This is a genomic window from Micromonospora sp. WMMD1082, assembly GCF_029626175.1.
Lineage (GTDB): Bacteria > Actinomycetota > Actinomycetes > Mycobacteriales > Micromonosporaceae > Micromonospora.
The window spans coordinates 6,227,048-6,244,955 of the sequence record NZ_JARUBM010000002.1; the positions used below are offsets into that span (position 1 = coordinate 6,227,048).

Annotated in this window: 18 protein-coding genes; 5 read left to right on the top strand and 13 right to left on the bottom strand. The window is 72.5% G+C overall.

Going from position 1 to position 17,908, the window contains the following annotated elements; genetic code table 11:
• Window positions 1–223: 223 nt before the first annotated feature.
• Both O7615_RS28795 and O7615_RS28800 read left to right on the top strand, forming a co-directional pair.
• Window positions 224–796 (top strand): hypothetical protein, encoded by a 573-nt coding sequence (locus O7615_RS28795; RefSeq protein WP_278180916.1) that lies wholly within the window; start codon window positions 224–226, stop codon window positions 794–796.
• A 163-nt stretch (window positions 797–959) separates the two neighbouring features.
• Entirely contained in the window at window positions 960–2,627 is a 1,668-nt protein-coding gene (locus O7615_RS28800) for a hypothetical protein (protein ID WP_278180917.1), read from the top strand.
• 78 nt (window positions 2,628–2,705) lie between these two features.
• Here the strand turns inward: O7615_RS28800 and eccB are convergent, their stop codons facing one another.
• Complete coding sequence (gene eccB / locus O7615_RS28805) at window positions 2,706–4,094, bottom strand: type VII secretion protein EccB (protein WP_278180918.1); 1,389 nt, start codon at window positions 4,092–4,094, stop codon at window positions 2,706–2,708.
• Window positions 4,095–4,195: 101 nt separating this feature from the next.
• On the opposite strand from eccB, the gene O7615_RS28810 reads away from it, so the two are divergent.
• Together O7615_RS28810 and O7615_RS28815 are read left to right on the top strand one after the other, a co-directional pair.
• Window positions 4,196–4,924, top strand: a complete 729-nt coding sequence (locus tag O7615_RS28810) for a spermidine synthase (protein ID WP_278180919.1) — start codon at window positions 4,196–4,198, stop codon at window positions 4,922–4,924.
• A 99-nt stretch (window positions 4,925–5,023) separates the two neighbouring features.
• The gene (locus O7615_RS28815; RefSeq protein WP_278180920.1) at window positions 5,024–5,200 is read left to right on the top strand and encodes a hypothetical protein; all 177 of its coding nucleotides are present in this window, start codon (window positions 5,024–5,026) and stop codon (window positions 5,198–5,200) included.
• A gap of 29 nt (window positions 5,201–5,229) precedes the next feature.
• Here the strand turns inward: O7615_RS28815 and O7615_RS28820 are convergent, their stop codons facing one another.
• Both O7615_RS28820 and O7615_RS28825 read right to left on the bottom strand, forming a co-directional pair.
• Complete coding sequence (locus tag O7615_RS28820) at window positions 5,230–6,396, bottom strand: acyl-CoA desaturase (RefSeq protein WP_278180921.1); 1,167 nt, start codon at window positions 6,394–6,396, stop codon at window positions 5,230–5,232.
• 16 nt (window positions 6,397–6,412) lie between these two features.
• On the bottom strand, window positions 6,413–7,504 hold the full coding sequence (locus O7615_RS28825) for a ferredoxin reductase (protein ID WP_278180922.1): 1,092 nt from the start codon (window positions 7,502–7,504) through the stop codon (window positions 6,413–6,415).
• Between the two features lie 84 nt (window positions 7,505–7,588).
• On the opposite strand from O7615_RS28825, the gene O7615_RS28830 reads away from it, so the two are divergent.
• Window positions 7,589–8,830 (top strand): helix-turn-helix domain-containing protein, encoded by a 1,242-nt coding sequence (locus O7615_RS28830; protein ID WP_278180923.1) that lies wholly within the window; start codon window positions 7,589–7,591, stop codon window positions 8,828–8,830.
• 10 nt (window positions 8,831–8,840) lie between these two features.
• Here the strand turns inward: O7615_RS28830 and O7615_RS28835 are convergent, their stop codons facing one another.
• From O7615_RS28835 to O7615_RS28880, 10 genes are all read right to left on the bottom strand, one after another.
• Entirely contained in the window at window positions 8,841–10,409 is a 1,569-nt protein-coding gene (locus tag O7615_RS28835) for a Na+/H+ antiporter (RefSeq protein WP_278180924.1), read from the bottom strand.
• A 96-nt stretch (window positions 10,410–10,505) separates the two neighbouring features.
• The gene (locus O7615_RS28840) at window positions 10,506–11,294 is read right to left on the bottom strand and encodes an IclR family transcriptional regulator (RefSeq protein ID WP_278180925.1); all 789 of its coding nucleotides are present in this window, start codon (window positions 11,292–11,294) and stop codon (window positions 10,506–10,508) included.
• Window positions 11,291–11,671, bottom strand: a complete 381-nt coding sequence (gene pcaC, locus O7615_RS28845; RefSeq protein ID WP_278180926.1) for a 4-carboxymuconolactone decarboxylase — start codon at window positions 11,669–11,671, stop codon at window positions 11,291–11,293. The genes O7615_RS28840 and pcaC overlap by 4 nt, the downstream gene beginning before the upstream one ends.
• Entirely contained in the window at window positions 11,668–12,450 is a 783-nt protein-coding gene (pcaD, locus tag O7615_RS28850; protein ID WP_278180927.1) for a 3-oxoadipate enol-lactonase, read from the bottom strand. Before pcaD ends, pcaC begins: the two co-directional genes overlap by 4 nt.
• A complete protein-coding gene (gene pcaB / locus O7615_RS28855) occupies window positions 12,447–13,787 on the bottom strand; it encodes a 3-carboxy-cis,cis-muconate cycloisomerase (RefSeq protein ID WP_278180928.1) in 1,341 nt (446 codons plus the stop codon). The genes pcaD and pcaB overlap by 4 nt, the downstream gene beginning before the upstream one ends.
• Window positions 13,762–14,331: a protocatechuate 3,4-dioxygenase subunit alpha gene (gene pcaG / locus O7615_RS28860; protein ID WP_278180929.1), complete on the bottom strand. Its 570-nt coding sequence runs from the start codon at window positions 14,329–14,331 to the stop codon at window positions 13,762–13,764. The genes pcaB and pcaG overlap by 26 nt, the downstream gene beginning before the upstream one ends.
• Window positions 14,324–15,064 (bottom strand): protocatechuate 3,4-dioxygenase subunit beta, encoded by a 741-nt coding sequence (gene pcaH / locus O7615_RS28865; RefSeq protein ID WP_278180930.1) that lies wholly within the window; start codon window positions 15,062–15,064, stop codon window positions 14,324–14,326. The genes pcaG and pcaH overlap by 8 nt, the downstream gene beginning before the upstream one ends.
• Window positions 15,065–15,080: 16 nt before the next feature.
• A complete protein-coding gene (locus O7615_RS28870) occupies window positions 15,081–16,262 on the bottom strand; it encodes an acetyl-CoA C-acyltransferase (protein WP_278180931.1) in 1,182 nt (393 codons plus the stop codon).
• A complete protein-coding gene (locus O7615_RS28875) occupies window positions 16,259–17,002 on the bottom strand; it encodes a CoA-transferase (RefSeq protein ID WP_347405133.1) in 744 nt (247 codons plus the stop codon). Before O7615_RS28875 ends, O7615_RS28870 begins: the two co-directional genes overlap by 4 nt.
• A 23-nt stretch (window positions 17,003–17,025) precedes the next feature.
• Window positions 17,026–17,844, bottom strand: a complete 819-nt coding sequence (locus tag O7615_RS28880) for a CoA transferase subunit A (protein ID WP_278180933.1) — start codon at window positions 17,842–17,844, stop codon at window positions 17,026–17,028.
• Window positions 17,845–17,908 lie beyond the last annotated feature (64 nt).

The window sequence follows — 17,908 nt, forward strand, 5'->3', positions numbered from 1 at the left end:
CTTGACGGTCAGTTGTCTGGCCCCTTCACACCACATCGAACAGGCTCACAGCCAGGCAACGCACCCTGGCGATTGATAACCAGCAGCCGGTAAGGCGGCACCTAATCCTCCCCATGACGTGGTGACCGATGGTCCTGCGTGCAATACCAGCGACGGCACACGTCGCCGAGATGCACCGAAAGGTAGGTTGATAATGGTTAAATCCCATGTGCGATGGCGCCGCTTGGCGGCCCTGCTACTGGCACTGGTCGTCGGGCCCGCAACGGTCGTGGTGGCGGCGACACCCGCGAGTGCCAACAGCGGAAAGGGCGCCACGGTCAAGACGACTATCGCTTGCGGTGTGGTGAGGTCCAACATGGCGGCCGAAATCAGTGCGACCTATGACTGGGAATGGCGCACGGGCGGCACCCAGACCTGGAGAATCACGAATCGCAAGAGTGTGGCCCGGACCTACGAGTGCACCCGGGGAGCGGCGGCGAGCATATCCGACATGCGGGTCAGGACGCGGATCAGGTTCGCTGGCGTGGGCATCACCGGCTGCACGGTAGGCACCGGCGGCGTGTCGTGCTCGGGCGGGTCCACAGAGCGGAACATCCAACTCGACTGGTACACGGGCAAGAATGTGTCATCGAGGACGCAGACCCTGTCCTCGGCGTCGTTCACGGCACTCTGGGCGCACTCCGCGGAGAACTTCACCGACGGGCGGTTCATTCACGGCGGTGTCGACCGAAACATCTGGGTGTCCCACTACTGCCACTACGACTCCGAGAAGATCAGCTGCTCGAGGCGCACCTAGCCAGCTCGTGCCGCAAGGCGCCGAACGGGTGGGCGCGGCAGCCTCCGGATGCCCATTCCGTTCGGCGCCACCGAACATGACGAACAGGAACAGGATGCTGACGCGACAGAACCCGGCACTCCCGACGAGAGGGGCGGCGCTCCTGGGTCTGGTCGTACTGCTGGTGCTCTGCATGGCCTGCACTCACCGGCCGCCCTCGACACAGCCTTCGAAGCCGAGCGATCTTGCGGTCCGCCTGCTGTCGCTTCTCGCTTATCAGGAGAACGACGGATCTCATATCCTGCTGCCGCCCGGGGGCCGCAATACCGAGCGGATCGTCGAGGCCGCACACACGTTGCACCTGCTGGGGCGGCTGGACGAGGCTCGGCTGAGGCAGACCGCCGAGGAACTCCGGTTGTCTTGGAGTCCTTCCCTGCGGGCGTACCAGACCAACGACGGACCTGTCGCGTACGGCGACGACGACTCCGGCCGTCAGCTCTACCGGTACGATCTGTTGTCGCTCAATGTCCGGGTGGAGGAGTTCCTGCGGGGCACCGGCGAGTTGCCCGCCGTACAGGACCTGCCACGACCGGACCTTCGTGGACTCGTCGACCAGCTACGCGATGACGCCGGGCTGGCCGGGCGCATCATGCGCACACGGGCGGCGCGGCTCATCGGGGCACCGGGCGGGGCGGAATCGCCCGGCAGGTGTACGCAGATGGCCGCGGACATCCGCGCCGGCAGGATAGATCAGGCGGGCGACGCCGCCCTTGTGCTGCCAGCGGTGACCGACTGCGCCAGCGAACTCCGACCGTTGCGGGACGACATCTCCGTGTTGGAGAGTCAGTTGGCGGACCGTATCGAACGGGACCAGACCTCTAGCTACGATGACATCATCGCGCTGAACCGCCTGAAGACACTGGCCGAGGCAACCGGCCGGACCGGCATCTCCGCAGTGTCCACTCGGGTCGCGGTGTCGTTGCTGCGTGGCTTGGACGACAGTGCGCGGGAATACGGTCCGGTCACCGAGCCGTGGACGGTGGCCGTCCTCGCCGGCATGCTGGGTGACCAGCCACCCCCTCGACTGGACCATCTGGTGCGGCGGATCGAGGCACTGCTGGACTTCGGCGGCTCGCTGGCGACCCAGGCCAGCGCGGACTGGTACTCGAAAGCGATCATGGCGCACCTCATGGTGCTCTCCGGTGCCCTTTCCCCGCAGCGGGCGGCGGACCTGTTCGGTCACCCTTCGCGCGATCGCGCCGACCTCGGTACACCGGCCTGGCTCTACGCCTTCATCGGACTGCGTGGCGGCGCCACCGCTGGGCTGAAGCTGCCGGGTGATGCCGTGGCGCCCGACGCCGGGCTGCTGCCACGCGCGTTGTACGCCGCTGACTCCGGCTCGTGCGCGGACGCTCCAGACTGGGCCAGCTTCGCGTCGACGAGTCCGCTGTCGCAGATACCTGATCTGGCCCCTGACAAGCAACTGGCGTACCTGCTGGCGCTCGATCTGTCGGTCTCGTGCGCTGCCGATTTGACCGATCTACGGTCTGCGGTGGTGGATCGGATCGAACTGCCTGGTCATGCTCCCGACCCCACCGCACCCGGATCGCTCACCCGCTACCTGGCCACGGCCGAGGCGGTCTGCCTGGCCCGGGGCGCCGTTACGCTCGAACCGGCCGTGGAATCAGCGCTCGAAACGTACCGGCAGGCCTTGTCCACGGGTCCGGTCACCCAGCACTTCGACTTCCTCGACCTGTATGCCGCGCTCCGGCTCCTGGCGCTGCACGAAAGCCGCAATTGTGACGGCGCCTGGTGGCATGGACTCGACCAAGGGTCCGCCATCCACCCGTGAACCGATCGGCGTGGCTCACCGCCGCCCGGTAACCGCACAGCCGGGCAAGCGGCTGAACGCCACGGAAACCGACCTGCTTCAGTCGGGTGCGGCCGCCTGTCGGGCCGCCGCCGGGTCCAGGGTGGCTCCGGCGGGGACGAGGCTGACCACGCCCGCCGGTAGGCGTACCGGCGTCACGTCGCCGTAGCCGAGCATGGCGGGCACGCCGGCCTCGGCGAGGACGTACCGTCGGCCGAGATCGGTCACCACGGAGATCGCGCCGCCGGTGGCACCGGGAGCGGCCACGGACTCGACAAGTACGGCGCGTCCCGGCTCCACCAGCACGTGGTCGGCCACCACCGGGCCGGTCGACCCGGCCGTGCTCGGCGGTGCGGCAGCGGCCAGGTCGGGCAGGTCCACGCCGAGCCGCAGCTCGACCGGGCCGGCGTCGTCGCCGACGCGGGCGCACAGCGCCGACGAGTCCACCGTGACCAGCCGGGGCGGCGCGCTCGGTGGGGCGCCGGACCCGGTGGGGGCGAGATCCGGCAACTGGGGAAGGGCGGCGAAGCGCCCGAGGCTGATCCGCTCCGGCTCGCGCTGGCCGGTGCGCGCGAGCAGCAGGCCGGCCTGCAACTCGGTGATCCCGGCGAGCCCGTCGTGCAGCACCATCGCGTACTGCCGTTCGCCGCCGGAGTTGCTCACCAGCAGCACGTCGCCGATCCGGGACTCGGTGACCCGCGCCGAGCGCGTGCCGAGGCCGGGCGGGTTCAGCGGGGCCAGGTCGGTGCCGGCCGGCACCGTGTTGAGCAGGGCGGCGGCCACCGGGACGGCCCGGGACCGGGTGGTGGCCAGCGCCGCCAGCACCCGGTCCGCATCGCGGATCAGGTGCCGTCGCTGCTGCCACACCAGGTGCAGCCGGCCGTCCGGGGCCCGCAGCAGCAGCGCGTCCCGGCCGAGCGGCCGGCCACCGTCGTCGCCGGCGCCGACCAGCAGCACCGACCTCGGCTGCGGCCGGTCCTCGACCGGCGCGGTCGAGCAGACCGTCCACGGTGCGCTGGCGAGCCGGCCCGCCGTGGGCAGCGCGTCGGGGGCGTCGGTGATGCCCAGCGGTAGCCCGCGCGGCACACCGTCGATCGACCGGCGGGACACCAGCACGGTCCTCGGCCGCTCGGCGCCGATGATGAGCAACGCGGAGGCGTAGTTGAGCACCGGGTGCAGCCTCTCCTCCCGGTAGACGAACCGGGCGCCGGACTCCTTCTCCACGATGACCGCGCCGGCGTCGCGCCACGTCGCGCCGCCGCCACCGAAGAGGCCGTACAGCGCGGCGCCGCCCAGCCCGATCACCGCCACCAGCACGCTGGCCATCCCCGCGCCGGCGAGCCGGCGAAACGGTGACCGCACCGGATCGGTCTCGCGCATCACCAGAGCCGCGACCGCCCGCGCGACGGTGAACTGGTACGAGTGCAGCTGGTCCTGCCGCGACGGCATGGGGCCCCCTCCGGCGAAACGGTCGGGGCACAGGATATGCGGTGCGTCGATGTCCCGAGGACCGTGCGTCACGCGGCGGGCGGATCCGGTCCGCCGGTAGCATGCGGGCGGTGAGCGTACGTTTCGAGGAACTGGCCTGGCGGTCGACGCCACTGGGCGAGATCAGTCTGCGGCGGCGCCGCGATCCCCGGCTCGACCTGGAGGTGTACGAGGTCAAGCTCGACGACGAGTTCCTGATGTCGAGCCTGTTCACCGCCGGTGAGGTCGAGCTGGCCCGGCTGGGGTTGGCGCCGCTGGCCGGCGACCGCCTCGACGTCGTCGTCGGCGGGCTAGGTCTCGGTTACACCGCCCGCACCGCCCTGCGGGACGACCGGGTCGCCTCGCTGCTGGTCGTGGAGGCGGTCGAGGACGTCATCGACTGGCACCGGCGCGGCCTGCTGCCCTTCGCCGCCGGGCTGGCCACCGATCCGCGTACCCGGCTGGTGCGGGCCGACTTCTTCGCCCAGGTCGCCGGGGCGGACGGCCTCGACCCCGACGATGCCGGGCGCCGCTTCCACGCCGTGCTGCTGGACGTCGACCACTCCCCCCGGCATCCGCTGCATCCGAGCCACGCCGCCTTCTACCGCCCCGACGGTCTGCGCCGGCTGGCGCGACTCCTGCACCCGGGCGGCGTGTTCGCGCTCTGGTCGGACGACCCGCCGGACCCGGACTTCGAGGCCGCGCTCGCGGCCGTCTTCCCGACCCGCAGCAGCCACGTGGTGCGCTTCGCCAACCCGCTGACCGCAGGCGAGTCGGCGAACACCGTCTACCTCGCGCAGACCCCCGCCTAAACCCCGCCCGACCTGCCCACACGGCATGATCCGGTCGGTACCGGGTAGCTGCGTCGGCGGGCCGCCCGGAACGACCGGCCGGCCGTACGGGAGGTGGAGATGCGTGCCCTGCTCTGGATCGTCGGCGTGGTCGCCGGCGTGCTGATCCTGCTCGGGCTGTTCCTTGAGGCGGTCCGCTGGTTGCTCATCATCGGGGTCATCGCCCTCGCCGCGGTGATCGTGCTGGCCTTCGTCAAGGGGCGCCAGGCGGCCAACAACTACCCCAGCCGACGCTAGCCGCTCGCGCTGCTCAGGTGGCCCGCCGGTCAGGCGCCCACGGCGGCGAGGGCCGGGCGGTCGCCGGCGTCGTCGAGCGAGGCGGTCGGGGTGGTCGGCGCGGCGGGCTCGCGCCGGTTCGGCAGGGCGAGCCGGAAGACCTTCTTCCAGGCGGAGAAGACCTGCCGGGGCAGCGAGCCAGTGGTGTACTTCAGCCCGTACCGGTCGAACAGCGCCCGCACCTCGGGGGCGATCTCCTGGTAGCGGTTGCTCGGCAGGTCGGGGAAGAGGTGGTGCTCGATCTGGTAGGACAGGTTGCCGGTCATGATGTGCAGCAGCCGGCTGCCGCTGATGTTGGCCGAGCCGAGCATCTGCCGCACGTACCACTCGCCCCGCGTCTCGCCCTCGATCGAGGTCTTCTCGAAGGTCTCGACACCCTCGGGGAAGTGCCCGCACATGATCACCGAGTGGCTCCACAGGTTGCGGATCAGGTTCGCGGTGAACGTGGCGGCCATGGTGTGGAAGAACGACGGGCCGGACAGCAGCGGGTGGATCAAATAGTCCTTGAGGAACTGGCGGCGGATCTTCCGGCCGACCGCGCGGACGCGGGCCCGGAACTCGGGGTCCTTGTGCCCCCCGTTCTTCAGTTTGTTCCCCAGGTCGAGGTCGTACGCGGCGATGCCGTACTCGAAGAAGCAGGCGTTGACGAAGTTGTAGAACGGCTGGCCCAGGTGGGCCGGATGCCAGGGCTGGTCCTCGTCGACCCGCATGATGCCGTAGCCGAGGTCGTTGTCCTTACCGACGACGTTGGTGTAGCGGTGGTGCAGCTCGTTGTGCGACTGCTTCCACTGGTCGGCCGGGGCGACGTGGTCCCACTCCCAGCTGGTCGAGTGGATCTTCGGGTCGCGCATCCAGTCCCACTGGCCGTGCAGGACGTTGTGCCCGATCTCCATGTTCTCCAGGATCTTTGCCACCGAGAGCCCGGCGGTGCCGACGATCCAGGCCGGGGGGAACAGCGAGAACAGCAGGACCACCCGGCTGCCGATCTCCAGCTTCCGCTGCGTCGAGATGACCTTGCGGATGTACGCGGCGTCCCGCTCGCCCCGGGAGGTGATCACCCGCTCCCGGATGGCGTCGAGTTCCTTGCCGAGGGTCTCGATGTCCTCGGCACTCAGGTGGGCGATCGGGTTGGTGGCCTTCTTCTGCATCACGGTCACGTCGGCGGGTCTCCGATCAGATCTCGAGTTCACACGGGCCGGCGGCGGCCGACACACAGGTCTGCACGCGTACGCCGTCGCCCGGCAGGGCGGTGGTGAGCTGGCCGTTGCGCAGGTCGCGGACCGCGCCCTGGCGCAGCGGCAGCACGCAGCCGAAGCAGATGCCCATCCGGCAGCCCGACGGCATCAGCACTCCGGCGTTCTCGCCGGCGTCCAGCAACGGGGTGGCGCCGGCGGCCTCGACGGTCACCGACGAACGGGTGAAGGTGACCGTCCCGCCGTCACCGGCAGTGATCACCGTGGGACGGAACCGCTCGGTGTGCAGCCGCTCGGCGTGACCCCGGGTCGACCAGTGCTCCTCCGCGGCGTCGAGCAACCCGAGCGGACCGCACGCCCAGGTCCGGCGGTCGAGGTGGTCGGGCACCAGGGCGTCGAGCTCGGCCACGTCCAGCAGGCCGTCGACCTCGGTGTGCCGCTCCACCAGCCGGACGGCGCCGCGCGCGGCGAGGGCGCGCAGTTCCGCGCCGAACACCACGTCGGAGGCGGTGGGCGCCGAATGGACCAGCACCACGTCGCTGCCGGCCAGGGCGCCGGAACGCAGCATCCCGGCCACCGGGGTGATGCCGCTGCCGGCGGTCAGGAACAGCACCCGCGGCGGCGCCGGGTCGGGCAGCACGAAGTCGCCGCGCGCCTGGTCGAGCTGCACGATCGTGCCCGGCCGGATCCGGCGGACGAGGTGGTTGCTGACCACCCCGTCGGGAATCGCCTTGACCGTCACCGAGATGGGGCCGGTGCGGCGGCCGGGAACGGAGGTGACCGAGTAGGCCCGCCACTGGCGTACGCCGTCGACGTCGACGCCGAGCCGGATGTACTGGCCCGGAACGTGTCCGCGCCAGCTGCGCCCAGGTTGGATCACCAGCGTCGCCGCGTCCGGGGTCTCCGGGCGTACGGCGACGATCCGGCCGCGCAGGTCAGCGCCGGCCCGCAGCGGGGCGAGCAGGTCGAGGTAGTCCCCGGGCAGTACCGGCGTGGTCACCGTCTCGGCGAGCCGCCACAGGCGACGCCGGAGGGACCTCGTCGTGCCCGGTCGCGGGACGGTGGCGGTCATAAGACGATGGTCGCCGCGCGCTGGCATAAACTCTTGGTCTGCGAAGGTAAAGCGATCCACCCCTTTTGTGCGGAGAGAACAACCGTGGCGGAAACCTCGGGCACCACCAATCGGGCGGCCCGTCTTGAGCTGGACCAGCGAGTGGCCCGTGAACTACGCGACCGGCTGCCGCTGGTCGCCGGGCAGACCGTCACCGCGATCACGGCCGAAGTGCCCAGCTACTCCGGCACCCTGACCGGCCAGATGCGGGACAAGATAGAGAACGCCGTACAGATCGCGTTGGGCACCTTCCTGCATCTGCTCGAACAGTCCCAGGTCACCGAGCGCACCCGGGTCAGCGACCCCAGCACCCCGCTGGTGCCGGCGCTGGAGGCCGCGTACGCCCTGGGCAGCGGCGAGGCCCGGTCCGGCCGCAGCGTGGACGCGTTGCTGGCGGCGTACCGGGTGGGTGCCCGGGTCTCCTGGCGGGAGCTGGCCGCCACCGCCGTGTCGATCGGGCTACCCGCCGCCACGGTCGCCGAGTTCGCCGAGCTGATGTTCGCCTACATCGACGAGCTCTCCGCGGCCAGCGTGGCCGGGCACGCCGACGAGCTGGCCAGCGTGGGCCGGGCCCGCCGGCGCAACCTTGAACGGCTCACCCAGCAGCTGCTCGCCGGCGAACCGGAGGAGGTCCTGCGACGCAGCGCCGAGCGGGCGGACTGGCCGGTGCCGCAGACCCTCACCGTCGCGCTGCTGCCGCAGGCGAAGCTGCGCGGGGCGCTCGCGCTGCTCGACGAGCACACCCTGGAGAGCAACGAGGAGCTGCCGGCGGGCGAGCCCGGTGAGGAGACCGCGGTGCTGCTCATACCGGACGTGCACGGCGACCGGCGACGGCAGCTAGCCCGGGTGCTGCACGGGCGCCACGCGGTGCTGGGGCCGTCCCGCCCCTGGATCCGGGCCTGCTCGTCCTACCGGCGGGTGGTGCGGGTGGTCGCCCTGGGCATCGCCCACCCCACCGACGGCGAGCCGCTGGACACTGACCGGCACCTGGCCGAGCTGCTGCTCAGCGCCGACGTCGAGGCCCTCGCCGACCTGCGCGCCCGGGTCCTGCAACCCCTCGCCGCGCTACCGGCGGCCACCGCCGAGCGGCTCACCGAGACGTTGCGCTCCTGGCTGCTGCACCAGGGGCGGCGCGACGACGTCGCGGCCGACCTGTTCGTCCACCCGCAGACCGTGCGCTACCGGATGGGTCAGCTGCGGCAGCTGTACGGCGACCGGCTCACCGACCCGCGCAGCCTGCTCGATCTCACGGTCGCACTGGCGCTGCCGGTCGGTGCCGCGAGCTGAGTAGGGCCACTCATTCGAGGGTCCTCGGCCCCAGCAGGCGGATCTCCTCGACGTCGAGCCGGGCCTGCACCTCGCGCAACACGGCGTCGTCGATCTCCCGGGCGTCCCGCATCCGGGTGACCTCGCGCCGCTTGTGGTCGAGCACGGCCAGCCGCAGCCGGCGCTCGACCTCGCGGGCGGCCACCGATTCCTCCTCCGGCTCCGCCCGCACGACGCTCAGGTGGCCCTCGTACTCGGCCTGGAGCCGCTGGACGGTGTCCGGGTCGGCGCCGACCCGGTCGGCGATGTCGGGCAGCGCGTCGAGCGCGGCCTGGGTCGCGTTCGCCTGCGCATACCGCAGCTCGTCGGCGCGTTCCGGGTCACCGGAGAGCCGGGCCCAGGTCATGACCAGCGGCAGGGTGGTGCCCTGGACGAGCATGGTCAGCAGGATCACCGTCGCCACGATGAAGATGATCAAGTCGCGTTCCGGGACCGGCTCGCCGTGGGCGGTCAGCGGCACGGCGAGCGCCGCCGCCAGGGAGACCGCGCCCCGGAACCCGGCCCAGCCGGCGACCGTCCGCACCCGCCAGTTGACCTGGCGGGCCAGGCTCGACTCCCGCCGGTCCAGGCGCGCGACCGCGGCGATCAGGTGCAGCCAGAGCATCCGGACCACCACCAGCACGACGGCGACGACGACCGCGATCATCACGGCACGCATCAACGAGACGCTGGTGACGCTCTCCACCGCTCGGGGGATCTGCATGCCCACCAGCACGAAGAGCCCACCATTGATCAGGAACGTGGTGAGGTCCCAGAACGACAGGGCCAGCAGCCGCGACTGGGCCCGGATCACCCGAGGGCTGGCGAAGGTCAGCATCAGACCGGAGACCACCACCGCGAGCACCCCGCTCTCGTGGATCGTGTCGGCGAGGAAGAACGCGGCGAAGGGGGTGAGCACGCTGAGCGCACCCTCGCGCAGCGGGTCGTCGAGGCGCTTGCGGATCAGGATCACCACGGTGCCGACCAGCAGACCGGCCGCGATGCCACCGAGGAACGACAGACCGACCCGCCCGACGAGCTCGACGGCGCTCGGCGCGGCACCTCCGCCGAGCAACCCGAGCGCCACGGCGAACAGCACCAGGGCGGTGCCGTCGTTGATCAGGCTCTCGGTGTGCAGGGTGGTCAGCAGGCGCCGGGGCATCCGCTTGGCCAGCCCGGCGACCGCCGCCGCGTCGGTCGGGGCGAGCACCGCGCCGAGCACCCAGGCCACCGCCGGGTCGACGCCGAGCCGCTGCACGACCAGCGAGACCGCCACCATCGTGACGGCGACCAGGCCGACCGCGAGCAACGTGATGACGACGATGTTCGCCCGGATCTCCCGCAGGCTGGTGGTCAGGCTCTCCCGGTAGAGGATCGCCGGCAGGAACAGCAGCAGCACCACCTCGGGCGCGAGCATCACCTGCGAGAACGGCGGCAGCAGCGCCAGCAGGGCGCCCAGGCAGATGAGCAGCACCGGCGGTGCGACCCGGTACCGGCCGCCGATGGTGGTGCCGACCAGCACGACGATGCCCAGCGTGATGACCAGCAGCAGCTCGCGCATGTCGCCCCCGTTCGTCGCCCCCCACATGGTGGTACGGCGATCGGCCGAACCGGGCCGATTCGGCGCGACGGCGGGCGGAACGGGCGACGACCGTGCTCAGCGACCCGGGCCGGCGCCCAGGTCCTCCTCGATGCGCTTCGCGGTGGCCAGCAGCGGGGGCAGCAGCTCTTTGCGGATCATCTCGAACGAGCCACGGCTGGCGTGGGCGGAGACGTTGACCGCGGCGATCACCGACCCGTTGTCGCCGTGGATCGGTGCGGCCAGCGACCGCAGCCCCTCCTCCAGTTCCTGGTCGACCAGCGCGTACCCCTGGGTGGCGATCTTCGTCAGGGTGGCGCGTAGCTTGGCCGGGTCGGTGACGGTGCGCCGGGTCAGCGGCCGCAGCTGCGCCGTGGCGAGGTATTCGTCCAGCCAGTCGGCCGGCTGCGCGGCGAGCAGCACCCGGCCCATCGACGTCGCGTACGCGGGGAAGCGGGTGCCCACGCTGATCCCCACGGTCATGATCCGCTTGGTGGGCACCCGCGCGACGTAGACCACCTCGTCGCCGTCCAGGACCGACACCGAACATGATTCGTGTACCTGTGCGACCAGCGCCTCCATGTGCGGCTGCGCCACCTCGGGCAGGCTCAGGCTGGACAGATAGGCGTAGCCGAGGTCGAGGATGCGGGGGCGCAGCGAGAACAGCCGACCGTCGGTATGCACGTAGCCCAGCTCGACCAGGGTGAGCAGGAAGCGGCGGGCGGCGGCCCGGGTCAGCCCGGTGGCGCGGGCCACCTCGCTGAGGGTGAGCTGCGGGTGTTCGGCGTCGAAGGCCCGGATCACGGCGAGGCCGCGTTCCAGCGACTGGACGAACTCGCCGGATCGGGACGTCGCCACGTCGGTCACTCGGCCTCCTGCCGCAGAGTCTCCTGGGCCACCTTGAACGCCCGATTCGCCGCTGGTACGCCAGCGTAGACGGCCACCTGGAGCAGGACCTCGCCGACCTCCTGCGGGGTCAGACCGTTGCGCAGCGCGGCGCGTACGTGCATGGCCAGTTCCTCGTCGTGGTGCAGGGTGGCCAGCACGGCGAGGGTGATGCAGCTGCGGGTGCGCCGGTCCAGCCCCTCCCGGGTCCAGATCTCACCCCAGGCGTACCGGGTGATCAGGTCCTGGAAGTCGGCGGTGAACTCGTCGGTGCCGGCGACGGCCCGGTCGACGTGCGGGTCGCCGAGCACCTGCCGGCGTACCGCCATTCCGGCCTCGTACCGCTGCTGGTCGGTCATGTGCGCACCGCGCCTTCCGGGTCGAAGTGGGCCGTCAGCAGGCGGGTGACGGCCTCGGGCTGCTCGACGTTGGCCAGGTGTGCCGCGTCGCGGAGCAGCACCAGGCGGGCGGCCGGGATCCGCTCGGCGATGGCGGCGGCCTCCTCCGGTGGGGTAGCCGGGTCGTCGGCGGCGCCGACCACCAGCGTCGGGGCGCGCACGGCGGTCAGGTCCGGACGCAGATCCATCGCGGCGATGGCCTCGCAGCAGGCGGCGTAGCCGGCCACGGGTGTGGTGACCAGCATGTCCCGGTAGATGGCGACGGTCTCCGGACGGGCAGCGGCGAAGGCGGGGGTGAACCAGCGCGCGACGATCGCGTCGGCGATGGTGTCCAGCCGCCCGGCGCGGACGGTGGCGGCCCGGTCCCGCCAGTCGTCGCCCGCTCCGAACGACGCCGAGGTGCAGAGCAGGGCGAGGCGGTCGATCCGCTCGGGGGCGTGCGCGGCCAACCACATGCCGACCATTCCGCCGAGGGAGAGCCCGGCGTAGTGCACCCGGGTCGCACCGAGGTCGTCCAGCAGCCGTAGCACCGTCCGGCCGAGCAGGTCGATCGTGTACGGTCCGGCCGGCACCGCCGAGCCGCCGTGGCCGAGATGGTCGTACCGGACGACGCGGTACCGCGCGGCCAGCGCCGCCACCTGCGGCTGCCACATCGCGCCGGTGGTGCCCAGGGAGCTGCCGAGCAGCAGCACCGGTGCCTCCGTCGGGCCGTCCACGATGGCGTGCAGCCCGGCGGTCACCGGGATGCCGCGCGGTGCAGGTCGAGGGCGCGGTCGACCAGGTGGCCGGCGGAGCCGAGCCAGCCGGCCGGGTCGAGTGCGGCGTCGACGTCCCGTTCCGACAGGTGCGCCCGCAGGTCCGGGTCGGCGAGCAGCGCCGCCCGGAAGTCGGGGCGGGCAGCGGCCCGGCCGACCAGGTCGTGGGCGGCGGCGCGGCCCAGTGTCGGGGCCAGCCGGGCGGCCACCGCCTCGGCGAGCAGCAGGCCGCCGGTGGCGTCCAGGTTGGCCCGCATCCGCTGCGGGCGTACGTTCAGGCCGGTCAGCATCCGGGCGGTGCGGGCGGCGGCGCCGCCGGCGAGGTGCACCAGGTCGAGCAGGGGTTCCCACTCGGCGTGCCAGCCGCCGGTGGCCCGCTCGTGTTCCTGGCCGGCGGCGGCGAACAGGGTGCCGACCAGCCCCGGGCCACGCCGGGCCGCGGCGGTGACCAGCACCGAGTCCACCGGGTTGCGCTTGTGCGGCATCGCCGAGGATCCACCGCGCCCCTCGCCCCCCTCGGCCACCTCACCGACCTCGGTCTGCGCGAGCAGGCCCACGTCGAGCGCGACCTTGCCGGTGGCGGTGAGCAGCCCGCCGAGGGCCGCGGTCAGGTCGAGCAGGGGCTGGCGGCGGGTGTGCCAGGGCAGCGGACTCGCCGCCAGGCCCAGGTGGGCGGCGAACCGCTCGACCATCACCGGCCCGGCCGGACCGTACGCCGCGAGCGTGCCGACCGCCCCGCCGAGCTGCGCGGGCATGCCGGCGCGCGCCCGGGACAGCCGGGTCCGCGCCTCGATCAGCCCGACCAGCCAGCCGGCCGCCTTGAGACCGAAGGTGGTGGGGGCGGCCTGCTGGCCGAGGGTGCGGGCCACCATGAGGGTGTCCCGGTGGGTCCGGGCCAGCCGGGCGGCGGCGTCGGCGGCGTCGGCGGCGTGCCGCAGCAGCGGTCCGGCGGCCCGCACCACCACCAGCGACAGGGCGGTGTCGAGCACGTCCTGGCTGGTGGCGCCGTGGTGCACCCAGGGCCGGGCCGGTTCGGCGACGGCGGCGGTCAGTTCCCGCACGAGCGGGACGACGGGGTTGCCGGCGGCGTCGGCCGCCGCGCCGAGGGCGGCCGGGTCGTACCGTTCGGCGCGGCACTGCCGGGCGATCTCCTCGGCGGCCGGCCCGGGTAGCAGGCCGGCGTCGGCGCCGGCCCGGGCCAGGGCGGCCTCCGCGTCCAGCAACGCCCGCAACAGGGCGCGGTCGCCGGTCTCGGCGTCGACGTCGGCGGTGCCGGAGAGCCCGCGCAGCAGCGCCTCAGACGGCGAAGAAGACGGTCTCATGCTCTCCCTGCAGGCGGATGTCGAACTGGAACCCGTCCGCCGCCGGCCGGGCCAGCAGCGTGTCACGGCGGTCGGGATCGACGGTACGCAGCACCGGGTCGGCGGCGTTGGCCGCCTCGCCGGGAAAGTAGACGCGGGTGACGAGGCGGTGCAGCAGTCCTCGGGCGAACACCGACAGGGTCAGGTGCGGCGCCTCGGTGTCGCCGTCGGGGGTGGGCAGCGTTCCCGGCCGCACGGTGTGCAGCGCGTACCAGCCCTGGGCGTCGGTCTCGGCCCGGCCGAAGCCGCGGAAGCCGTCGACCACGGGTGGCCGGGCGCCGCGCGGGTCGTCGGGGTGGTCGAAGCGGCCGTCGGGATCGGCCTGCCAGCTCTCCACCATCGCGTCGACCACCGGTGCGCCGGCACCGTCGAGGATCCGGCCACGGATCCAGAACGCCTGCGGCGTGCCCTCGGGCACCACGTACGGGCCGTCGGGCCAGTGCAGGCCGATGCTCAGGTACGGCCCGACGGTCTGGGCGGGCGTCACGCCCAGCGGCTCACTCATCGTCGTCCTCGTCCTCGAACACGGTGGCCTCCCGGCCGCGCAGCACGATGTCGAACTCGTAGGCCAGCGCCCACTCGGGCTCGGTGGCGGCGTGGTCGTACCGGGCGATCATCCGCTGCCGCGCCCGCTCGTCGCGAACCGAGTTGAAGATCGGGTCCTGGAAGAAGAGCGGATCGCCCGGGAAGTACATCTGGGTCACCAGCCGCTGGGTGAACGCCCGGCCGAAGAGCGAGAAGTGGATGTGCGCGGGCCGCCACGCGTTGTCGTGGTTGCGCCAGGGGTAGGCGCCGGGCTGCACGGTCACGAACCGGTACCGCCCCTGCGTATCGGTCAGGGCACGTCCGACGCCGGTGAAGTTCGGGTCCAGCGACGCCGGCCAGGTGTCGGCGGCGTGCCGGTAACGGCCGGCGGCATTGGCCTGCCAGATCTCGACGAGGGTGTGCGGCACGGTGCGGCCGTCGCCGTCGAGGACCCGGCCGTGCACGATGATCCGCTGCCCGAGGGGTTCGCCGTCGTGCTGGCGGGTCAGGTCGTGGTCCAGCTCGCCGAGGCGTTCCTCGCCGAGCAGCGGGCCGGTGATCTCGGTGAGCCGCTGCGGCAGGTAGGTCAACGGCTGCTGCGGGGCGCGGGGCACGGTGGAGAGGTAGCCGGGGCTGAGCAGTGGCGGGTGGGCGTCGATGTCGTCGCGGCGGTAGGTCGGCAGGACGAGTTTGCGGCCGGTGTCCTGGGTCATGGGCCGCTCCTTCCTCTCAGGCTTCCAGTACGACGGCCAGGCCCTGACCGACCCCGATACAGATCGCCGCGAGGCCCCGACCGCCGCCACGGCGGTGCAGCTGCCACGCCAACGATCCGAGTATCCGCGATCCGGAGGAGCCCAGCGGGTGGCCGAGGGCGATCGCGCCGCCCTGCGGGTTGACGATCGCCGGGTCGAGGTCGGGCCACTGGGCCAGGCAGGCCAGCGACTGCGCGGCGAAGGCCTCGTTGAGTTCGACCACGTCGAGGTCGCCCCAGCCGAGGCCGGCGCGGCGTAGCGCCTCCTCGGCGGCGGCCACCGGGCCGATGCCGAACAGGTGCGGTTCAATCGCGGTGACCGCCCGGGAGACGACGCGGGCCAGCGGCGCGCGGCCGATCTCCCGCGCACCGGCGGCGTCGGCGAGCAGCAGGACGCTGGCCCCGTCGTTCAGCGGGGAGGAGTTGCCGGCGGTGACCGTGCCGTCGGGCCGGAAGACCGGCGCGAGCCGGCCGAGAGCCGCCAGGGTGGTGGTCGACCGGATGCTCTCGTCCCGCCCGACGTCGGTGTCCGGCACCGCGACGACCTCGTCGGCGTACCCGCCGTCGTGCCAGGCCCGGTCGGCGAGTTGGTGGCTGCGCAGGGCGAACTCGTCCTGGGCGGCGCGGCTGATCCCGTGCCGCTCGGCCAGGATCTCGGCGCCCTCGCCGAGTGGCACCGTCCACTGCTCGGGCATCCGGGGGTTGACCAGGCGCCAGCCCAACGTGGTGGAGTGCAGCGTCTCGTGCCCGCGCGGATAGCCCTGCTCGGGCTTGCTGAGCACCCAGGGGGCGCGGCTCATCGACTCCACTCCCCCGGCCAGGCAGATCGAGGCGTCGCCGACGGCGATGGCCCGCGAGGCGCCGATCACCGCCTCCAGCCCGGAGCCGCAGAGCCGGTTGACGGTGGCGCCGGGCACCGACGGCGGCAGGCCGGCCAGCAGCACCGCCATCCGGGCCACGTCCCGGTTGTCCTCGCCGGCGTCGTTGGCGTCGCCGAGCAGCACGTCGTCGATGCGGGCCGGGTCGAGCCCGCCGTTGCGGGCCACGATCTCGCGCACCACGTGGGCGGCGAGGTCGTCGGGGCGTACGCCGGCCAGGCCGCCGCCGTAGCGGCCGATCGGGGTGCGGACGGCGTCGAGCAGGTAGACGTCGCGGGTCACGCCGCCGCCACCTTCATGGTCGCTTCCAGGGCACGCAGCACGGCGAGTTCGTCGGGGGTGGGTGGCTCGCCGGTGGCCAGTTCGTCGGCGACCGCGAGGGACCAGCCGGTGGCCGCGCGGGCCTGTTCGACGGTGACGTCGGGGTGCAGCCGGGTGAGGGTCAGCTCGCAGGTGGCCGGGTCGGCCTCGAGGACGCCGAGGTCGGTGATGACGGTGCGGGGTCCGCCGCCGCGCAGCCCGAGCCGCGCCCGGTCACCAGGGCCGGCGCCGTAGCCGACCGAGGTGACGAAGTCGACCCGTTCGGTGAAGGTACGCAGGCTCTGCCGGACGATGACGACGACCTCGCCGCAGGACGCGGCGATCTCCGGGGCGCCGCCGGCACCGGGCAGGCGCACCTTCGGGTCGGCGTAGTCGCCGCCGATGACGGTGGTGTTGATGTTGCCGTACCGGTCGAGCTGCGCGGCGCCGAGGAAGCCGACGTCGATGCGGCCGGGTTGCAGCCAGTAGTTGAAGACCTCGGGCACGGAGACCACCGCGTCGGCGGTGTCGGCGAGGATGCCGTCGCCGATGGACAGGGGCAGCCGGTGCGGCTTGGCGCCGAGACAGCCCGACTCGTAGATGAGCACCAGGTCGGGGGCGTGGGTGGCGCGGGCCAGGTTCGCCGCGGTACTGGGCAGCCCGATCCCGACGAAGCAGGCGGTGCCGTCGCGCAGTTGCCGGGCGGCGGCGACGGTCATCATCTCGTCGGCCGTGTAGCGTCCGCTCACGCCTGTACCCCCACCGTCATCACGTGCTGGTCGATCCAGTCCCGGAAGGTGTCGCGGTCCCGGCTGATCGCGTCCCAGGCCACGTAGAAGTCGTTGTCGCGGACGCTGTAGCCCTGGGCGTACGACGGGTGCGCGCCCCCGGGGGCGGGTGCCACTGCGGTGAGCGCCCAGCCGGGCAGGACCACCTGTCCCGGTACGGGTTCGAACTCGTCGACGATCTCCTCGACGGTGACCAGTGACCGCCGCGCGGCCAGCACCGCCTCCTTCTGCACACCGGTGATGCCCCACATCTGCACGTTGCCGGCGCGGTCGGCACGCTGGGCGTGCACCACCGTGACGTCGGGGCGCAGCGCGGGGACCGCGGTCAGCGTCTCCCCGGTGAACGGGCAGTCGATGCTGCGGATGTTGGTGGTGTGCCGGGGCAGGTCGGTGCCGGTGTAGCCGCGCAGCACGGCGAAGGGCAGGCCGGAGGCACCGGCGACGTAGCGGTTGGCCATCCCGGCGTGGCTGTGTTCCTCCAGTTCGAGTGGGGCGGGCCAGGAGTTCTGCACGGCGTCGCGGAACCGGTGCAGCGACCCGACGCCGGGATTGCCGCCCCAGGAGAAGACCAGCCGGCGCGCGCATCCCGCGCCGATGAGCTGGTCGTAGACGACGTCGGGTGTCATCCGTACCAGGGTCAGGTCGCGCCGCCCCTGCCGGATGATCTCGTGGCCGGCGGCGAACGGGATCAGGTGGGTGAACCCTTCCAGCGCCACCATGTCCCCGTCACGGACCAGTTCCGCGACGCCATCGGCCAGCGAGACGAGCTTCGCCATGAGCCTCCCCGCCTCCTGCGATCCACCGCCCACCCGCGCTGTTCGGTATGCGGACTGGCGTACT

Bases quoted from the DNA above. Each gene is read 5' to 3' on its own strand.
- eccB (WP_278180918.1), bottom strand. From the start codon at position 4,094: ATGCCGTCGCGGCAGGACCAGCTGCACTCGTACCAGTTCACCGTCGCG.
- O7615_RS28810 (WP_278180919.1), top strand. From the start codon at position 4,196: ATGCGGGCGGTGAGCGTACGTTTCGAGGAACTGGCCTGGCGGTCGACG.
- O7615_RS28815 (WP_278180920.1), top strand. From the start codon at position 5,024: ATGCGTGCCCTGCTCTGGATCGTCGGCGTGGTCGCCGGCGTGCTGATC.
- O7615_RS28825 (WP_278180922.1), bottom strand. From the start codon at position 7,504: ATGACCGCCACCGTCCCGCGACCGGGCACGACGAGGTCCCTCCGGCGT.
- O7615_RS28835 (WP_278180924.1), bottom strand. From the start codon at position 10,409: ATGCGCGAGCTGCTGCTGGTCATCACGCTGGGCATCGTCGTGCTGGTC.
- pcaC (WP_278180926.1), bottom strand. From the start codon at position 11,671: ATGACCGACCAGCAGCGGTACGAGGCCGGAATGGCGGTACGCCGGCAG.
- pcaB (WP_278180928.1), bottom strand. From the start codon at position 13,787: ATGAGACCGTCTTCTTCGCCGTCTGAGGCGCTGCTGCGCGGGCTCTCC.
- pcaG (WP_278180929.1), bottom strand. From the start codon at position 14,331: ATGAGTGAGCCGCTGGGCGTGACGCCCGCCCAGACCGTCGGGCCGTAC.
- pcaH (WP_278180930.1), bottom strand. From the start codon at position 15,064: ATGACCCAGGACACCGGCCGCAAACTCGTCCTGCCGACCTACCGCCGC.
- O7615_RS28875 (WP_347405133.1), bottom strand. From the start codon at position 17,002: ATGATGACCGTCGCCGCCGCCCGGCAACTGCGCGACGGCACCGCCTGC.
- O7615_RS28880 (WP_278180933.1), bottom strand. From the start codon at position 17,844: ATGGCGAAGCTCGTCTCGCTGGCCGATGGCGTCGCGGAACTGGTCCGT.